This window comes from Saccharomonospora iraqiensis subsp. iraqiensis, from assembly GCF_000430445.1.
GTDB classification, from domain to species: Bacteria; Actinomycetota; Actinomycetes; order Mycobacteriales; family Pseudonocardiaceae; genus Saccharomonospora; species Saccharomonospora iraqiensis.
In genome coordinates, this window is sequence record NZ_KE387123.1 from 1 (window position 1) to 5,643 (window position 5,643).

Annotated in this window: 7 protein-coding genes; 1 reads left to right on the forward strand and 6 read right to left on the reverse strand. The window is 72.8% G+C overall.

Going from position 1 to position 5,643, the window contains the following annotated elements; translation table 11 throughout:
* The 4 genes from ACTIR_RS24190 to ACTIR_RS0118320 all read right to left on the reverse strand — a co-directional run.
* Window positions 1-331 (reverse strand): FAD-dependent oxidoreductase (locus ACTIR_RS24190; RefSeq protein WP_034240906.1); only part of this gene is annotated, 331 nt, incomplete at its 3' end.
* Window positions 328-528 (reverse strand): ferredoxin, encoded by a 201-nt coding sequence (locus ACTIR_RS0118310; RefSeq protein ID WP_026455370.1) that lies wholly within the window; start codon window positions 526-528, stop codon window positions 328-330. The genes ACTIR_RS0118310 and ACTIR_RS24190, both read right to left, overlap by 4 nt.
* On the reverse strand, window positions 525-1,244 hold the full coding sequence (locus tag ACTIR_RS0118315) for a TetR/AcrR family transcriptional regulator (protein ID WP_026455371.1): 720 nt from the start codon (window positions 1,242-1,244) through the stop codon (window positions 525-527). The genes ACTIR_RS0118310 and ACTIR_RS0118315 overlap by 4 nt, the downstream gene beginning before the upstream one ends.
* A complete protein-coding gene (locus ACTIR_RS0118320) occupies window positions 1,238-2,449 on the reverse strand; it encodes a cytochrome P450 (RefSeq protein ID WP_026455372.1) in 1,212 nt (403 codons plus the stop codon). The genes ACTIR_RS0118315 and ACTIR_RS0118320 overlap by 7 nt, the downstream gene beginning before the upstream one ends.
* Window positions 2,450-2,574: 125 nt before the next feature.
* On the opposite strand from ACTIR_RS0118320, the gene ACTIR_RS24195 reads away from it, so the two are divergent.
* Window positions 2,575-4,032: an MFS transporter gene (locus ACTIR_RS24195; protein ID WP_052583944.1), complete on the forward strand. Its 1,458-nt coding sequence runs from the start codon at window positions 2,575-2,577 to the stop codon at window positions 4,030-4,032.
* A gap of 117 nt (window positions 4,033-4,149) precedes the next feature.
* Here ACTIR_RS24195 and ACTIR_RS0118330 read toward each other — a convergent pair whose 3' ends face one another.
* Both ACTIR_RS0118330 and ACTIR_RS24200 read right to left on the reverse strand, forming a co-directional pair.
* The gene (locus ACTIR_RS0118330; RefSeq protein WP_026455373.1) at window positions 4,150-4,926 is read right to left on the reverse strand and encodes a maleylpyruvate isomerase family mycothiol-dependent enzyme; all 777 of its coding nucleotides are present in this window, start codon (window positions 4,924-4,926) and stop codon (window positions 4,150-4,152) included.
* Window positions 4,923-5,643: fumarylacetoacetate hydrolase family protein (locus ACTIR_RS24200; RefSeq protein ID WP_052583945.1), on the reverse strand; the 721-nt coding region annotated here is incomplete at its 5' end. The genes ACTIR_RS24200 and ACTIR_RS0118330, both read right to left, overlap by 4 nt.

The following is a 5,643-nucleotide window of genomic DNA, read 5'->3' on the forward strand; positions in this document are numbered from 1 at the left end:
CTGTGGCGAGCACGACCGCGTCCGCGCGGACCACCCGCCCCGAGGCGGTGTGCACCGCGCGGTCGGCCACGTCGAGCCCCACGGCCGCGTCGCCGTACGCGAACTCCGCATCCAGTGCGGACAGTGCCTCGGGTCTGCGCAGCCGCGCGCGGTCCGGCTCCCACGCACCGCTGAGCACCTGTTTGGACAGTGGTGGGCGGTCGTAGGGCTCGTGCGGCTCGTCGGCCAGCAGGGTCAGTGTGCCCTCGTAGCCCTGACGCCGCAGCGCCTCCGCGGTGGCCAGACCCGCGGCCGACGCACCGACCACCGCGACCCGGGACGGTACGCTCATTCGGCTCCGGCCACCTCGATCGCACCCGCGGGGCACATGTCGACGGCCTCGCGGACCGAGTCGTGCAGCTGCTCCGGGGGCTGCTCGTCGAGCAGGACGACGACGCCGTCCTCGTCGCGCTGGTCGAACACGTCCGGCACGAGCATCACGCAGGTACCCGCGCCACAGCACTTGTCCTGGTCGACCGCGACCTTCATCGGTTCTTCGTCCTTCCTGTCGTGTGTCCGCCGCCACGTCCGGTGGCGGCCGTGTCACCGGTGGGGGTCACCGGAGCCTGGAGGAGGCCGACCAGGGCGTCGACGAGCCCGACCGTGGCGTCGTGCCAACTCGCCCGGTCGGTGACCTCGCCGTCCGCGAGCGCGCGTTCCCGCTCGGCCCACATGTTCGTCATCAGCTGCCGGGCCATCCCGTCCCGCTCGGCGCGCACGTGCGGCGGCAGGTGCGGCAGGCACCGGTTCAGACCGTCGATCACCTGCCGCAACGACGGTGCACCCAGCGACTCCTCCGCCATGATCGGGCGCAGGGCGGGGTCGGTCATCACCTGCGCCCCGAAGCGCGCGAACCAGGTCGGTTGCGGCAGGCTCGCCAGGTGCTCGCCGTGCGGGCGGACCAGGCACACCACCCAGTCACGCAGCTCGGTGGACTCGCCCACCTCGGCCACCAGCCGCGTGCGGATGTCCTCGATCGCACCGATGTGCCGGCGCACGATCGCCCGCACCAGGTCGGCCTTCGTGCCGAAGTGGTAGCCCACCGCCGCGTTGTTGCCCTGCCCGGCGGCCTCACTGACCTGCCGGTTGGACACCGACGCCACGCCGTACTCGGCGAACAGCCGTTCCGCCGCGTCGAGGATCGCCTCCCGCGTGGTGTGCGCGCGCTCCGGCCGGTCGGCCCGGTCGGTCTCGGACCTCACCATCGCACGGGCACTTCCTCGAGGCCCCCCACGACGAGCCCGTCGAGCCTGCGCAGCTCGTCCACCGGCACGGCCGGCTCCAGGGTGGGCAGGCGGCGCAGCAACACCTCCAGCGTGGTCTGCAGCTCCGTGCGCGCCAGCGCCTGACCGAGGCAGGAGTGTCCGCCCGCGCCGAAGGCGAGGTGCGGGTTCGGGCTGCGGTCGAGCGTCATGTCGTCGGCGTCGGTGAAGAAGTCCTCGTCGCGGTTGGCCGAGGCCATGCTGCACACCACGGTGGTGCCCTCCGGCAGCACGGTGTCCGCGATCTCGAGGTCGTCGTCGAGGTGGCGCAGCATGCCGAAGCCGGAGTTCGCGTCGAACCGCAGTGCCTCCTCCACGGTGGTCCGCACCAGGGCGGGTTCGGCACACAGCCGCTCCCAGCGCGTGCGGTCGGCCAACAGCATGGCCACCATTTTGCCGATCATGTTGGCGGTCGTCTCGTGCCCCGCGACCAGCAGCGACTGCCCGGTGGCCACCAGCTCACCGTCGGAGAACGTGGTCTCGGTGTCCGCGGCGAGTTCGCTGAGCAGGTCGTCGCCCGGATCGGCCCGCATGGCCCGCACGTGGGCGAGCATGTACTCGACGAACTCGGCCTGCGCCGCGTCGATCTCGGCCTGGGTGTACCGGGTCATGCTCAGCAACGTGTCCGACCAGTGGGAGAACCGGCCCCGGTCGGAGTCCGGGACGCCGAGCATGTCGCAGATGACCCACACCGGCAGCGGGAACGCCAGGGCCGACTTGAGGTCGGCCGGTGCACCGTCGGCCACCATGGCGTCGATCAGTTCGTCCGCCTTCCGCTCGATGCGCGGGCGCAGGGTGGCCATCCGCTTCGCGGTGAACCAGCGTCCGATCCGCTGGCGCCACCGCTGGTGCTCGTCGCCGAACTGCGGGATCGTCGCGGCCATCTCGGTGTTGAACACCCCGCCGGACTCGCTGTCCGCCACCCGCGCGCCGCCACCGCCGGGCAGCGGCCGGGTGAACCGCGGGTCGGACAGGACCTGCTTGACGTCGGCGTGCCGGGTGACCAGTGTCGCCTCGTCCCCGCTGGGCAGCCGCACGGTCGCGGCCGGGCACCGGCGACGCAGATCCGCCCACTCCGCGGGCGGATCGAGCGGCCCCTCGCCGCGCATCGGATAGCTGAGTACCTGACCACTGTCGCCGTCGACCATCACGACCTCCCTTGTCACCCGTGTCGCCGCCCATCCTCCGGATGCTGCTACGTTAAGTCAAGCGCTTGATTTAATCGGTTCGTCAGAGGCGAATCGTGCCCCCGACGAAGGGAAGGTCCGCTTCCATGTCCACCGCTCTCACCGCGGAGCCCCGGACATCGGCGCCCCCGACCGGTGTCGTCGTGCCCGTGCTGGCCTTCGCCGGGATCGTGGTCTCGCTGATGCAGACCCTGATCGTCCCGCTGGTCGGTGACCTGCCCCGGTTGCTGCACACCTCGGCGGGCAACGCGGCCTGGGCGGTCACCACGACGCTGCTCGCCGCGGCGGTGGCCACCCCGGTGATGGGTCGGCTGGGCGACATGTACGGCAAGCGCCGCATGTTGCTGCTCAGCATCGGCCTGCTGGTCGCCGGGTCCGTGCTGTGCGGGCTCAGCGACACGCTCGCCCCGATGGTGCTGGGCCGCACCCTGCAGGGGCTGGCGGCCGGGGTGATCCCGCTCGGCATCAGCATCATGCGCGACGAACTGCCCGCCGAGCGGCTCGGCTCGGCGATCGCGCTGATGAGCGCCTCCCTCGGCGTGGGCGGTGCGCTGGGGCTCCCCCTGGCCGCGCTGTTGGCCGACCACGCCGACTGGCACCTGCTGTTCTGGACCTCGGCCGGACTCGGCCTGATCGCCGGAGTGCTGGTGGCGACCCTCGTGCCCGAGTCGTCCGTGCGGACCGGGGGGCGCTTCGACCTGGTGGGGGCCCTGGGGCTGTCCGTCGCGCTGGTGTGCCTGCTGCTGGTGATCTCCCAGGGCGCCGCGTGGGGCTGGACCTCGCCCCGCACCCTCGCCTTCGGCGCCACCGCGGTGGTGGTGCTGCTGGTGTGGGGCTGGTGGGAGCTGCGCTCCCGCGCGCCGCTGGTGGATCTGCGCACGAGCGCACGGCCGCAGGTACTGCTGACCAACGCCGCGTCGGTGATCTTCGGCTTCGCGATGTTCGCGATGTCGCTGGTGCTGCCGCAGCTGCTGCAACTGCCCGAGGAGACCGGCCACGGGCTGGGCCGGACCATGCTCTACGCCGGACTCGTCATGGCCCCGTCCGGGCTGGCGATGGTCTCCATGGCACCCGTCTCGGCCCGGATCTCGAAGGCGGCGGGTCCCAAGGTCACGCTCATGGTCGGTGCGACGGTGGTCGCCACCGGCTACGGCGTCAGCCTGGTGCTGATGTCGTCGGTGTGGGAACTCGCCCTGGTGTCGGCGATCGTGGGCACCGGCATCGGGCTCTCCTACGGGGCGATGCCCGCCCTGATCATGAACGCCGCCCCGGTGCACGAGACGGCCGCGGCGAACAGTCTGAACACACTGATGCGCTCGATCGGCACGTCGACCTCCAGCGCGGTGGCGGGTGCCGTGCTGGCCCGGATGACCGTCCCCCTCGGCGACACCAGCGTGCCGTCGGAGACCGGCTTCCGGATCGTGATGGGCATCGGCTGCCTCGCCGCCCTCGTCGCGCTCGGGATCGCGGCGTTCATCCCCGGCCGCGGCCGGACGGGCACGAGCGGGGACGACCGGGCCGACACCGCTGCCGCCTCGTCCTGATCCGGCTCGTCCCGAGCCCATCCCGGACGACACCGGCCCACCGGGCCGCCGGTTCGTCGGCGGTGCCCGGTGGGCCGGGAATCTCGTGGTGCGTGGTGTCCGGACCCGACGTGGTGGTCAGAACCAGCGTGGGATCGTCGGGAGTTCGTCGCCGCGGTCCCGGGTCAGCCCGCGCGCTCCCCGCCCGGTGATCCACCGGACGAGGTCCGGCAGCGCGCCGGAGACCCGGGTGCCGCCCGCGCCGAGGACGGTCTCCGACCGTCCGTGCGGCGCGAGGACGAGATCGACCTGCTCCCCGCGCCGCTGCCAGAACCGCAGCACGTCGGCGAACAGTTCGTCGAGCAGGTCCTCCGGGAAGTCCCGCGTGCTCGCCCCGGTGTCCAGGTCCAGCGCGTGCATCCACACCTCGCGGGTGCGCATCCACGCGGTCTCCCGCGCGGGCACGAGCCGCCCCTGCGCGGTGCGCACCTCGGCGTCCCACGCGGCGTCGGGCAGGTCGCGCCACTCGACGTTCAGGTGCGTCTCGGAGTGCGCGAACAGGCTGCGCAGCGCCCGTGCGGGCAAGGTGGCCCCCGCCTCGATCTCGGCGTTGCGCTGCTCCGGCGAGGCGTACATCGGGGTCTCGACACCCGTGCGCGCCCACTCCAGCAGCCGGGTCAACGCGCGGGCGTTGTACCCGACGTGGGCGATCACCTGCCGCCGGGACCAGCCCGGCAGCAGACTGGGCGCGTCGAGCTCGGAATCGGCCAGCCCGGCCAGCTCCCGGGCGAAGTAGGCGGTACCCCGCCGCGCCCAGGACAGCTGCGTGGCCGGGGCGTTCGGCGCGTCGTACCGCGCGCCGGGCCCCTGCCGCCTGCGCAGCTCCTCGCGCGCCACGTCCTCCGGGGTGCTCATTCCGGCACCCGCTCCGTGGCCGCGACGTTGACCAGTTCGCCGATGCCGTCGACCGACGTCGTCAGCGTCTGCCCCGCCGACAGGTACCGCGCGGGGGTGCGGGCGTGCCCGACGCCGCCGGGGGTGCCGCTGGCGATGACGTCCCCGGGGGACAGCGTGACGATCGTGGAGATGTAGCGCACCAGCTCGACGGGGTCGAACACGAGGTCGTCGATCGTGGTCCGCTGCACCTCGTCCCCGTCCACGCGGGTCACCAGCGCCGCGTCGGAGGGCACCTCGTCCGGGGTGGCCAGCACCGGGCCGAGCGGGGTGCTGTTCTCCCAGGTCTTGCCCTGCAGCCACTGCGGCGCCCGGTACTGGTAGTCGCGCATGGTGACGTCGTTGAGCACCGAGTACCCGGCGATGGCCGCACGGGCCTCGTCGGCGGAGGCCCGCCGCACGCGGCGACCGAGCACCACCGCGAGTTCGCCCTCCCAGTCGACCTTGTCGGACTCCGGGGGCAGCTGGATCTCGTCGCCCGCCCCGATCAGGGCCTCGGGGTACTTCGCGAACAGCGTCGGGTGCTGCGGCAGGTCCCGGCCCATCTCCAGAATGTGGTTGCGGTAGTTCAGGCCGATGCAGATGATCTTGCCCGGGGTGGGGACCACCGGGGCCACCCCGGCCGTGCCGAAGTCGTGCCGGGCGCCGTCGGCGGCGGCCGCCGCGTCGAGGTCGCCG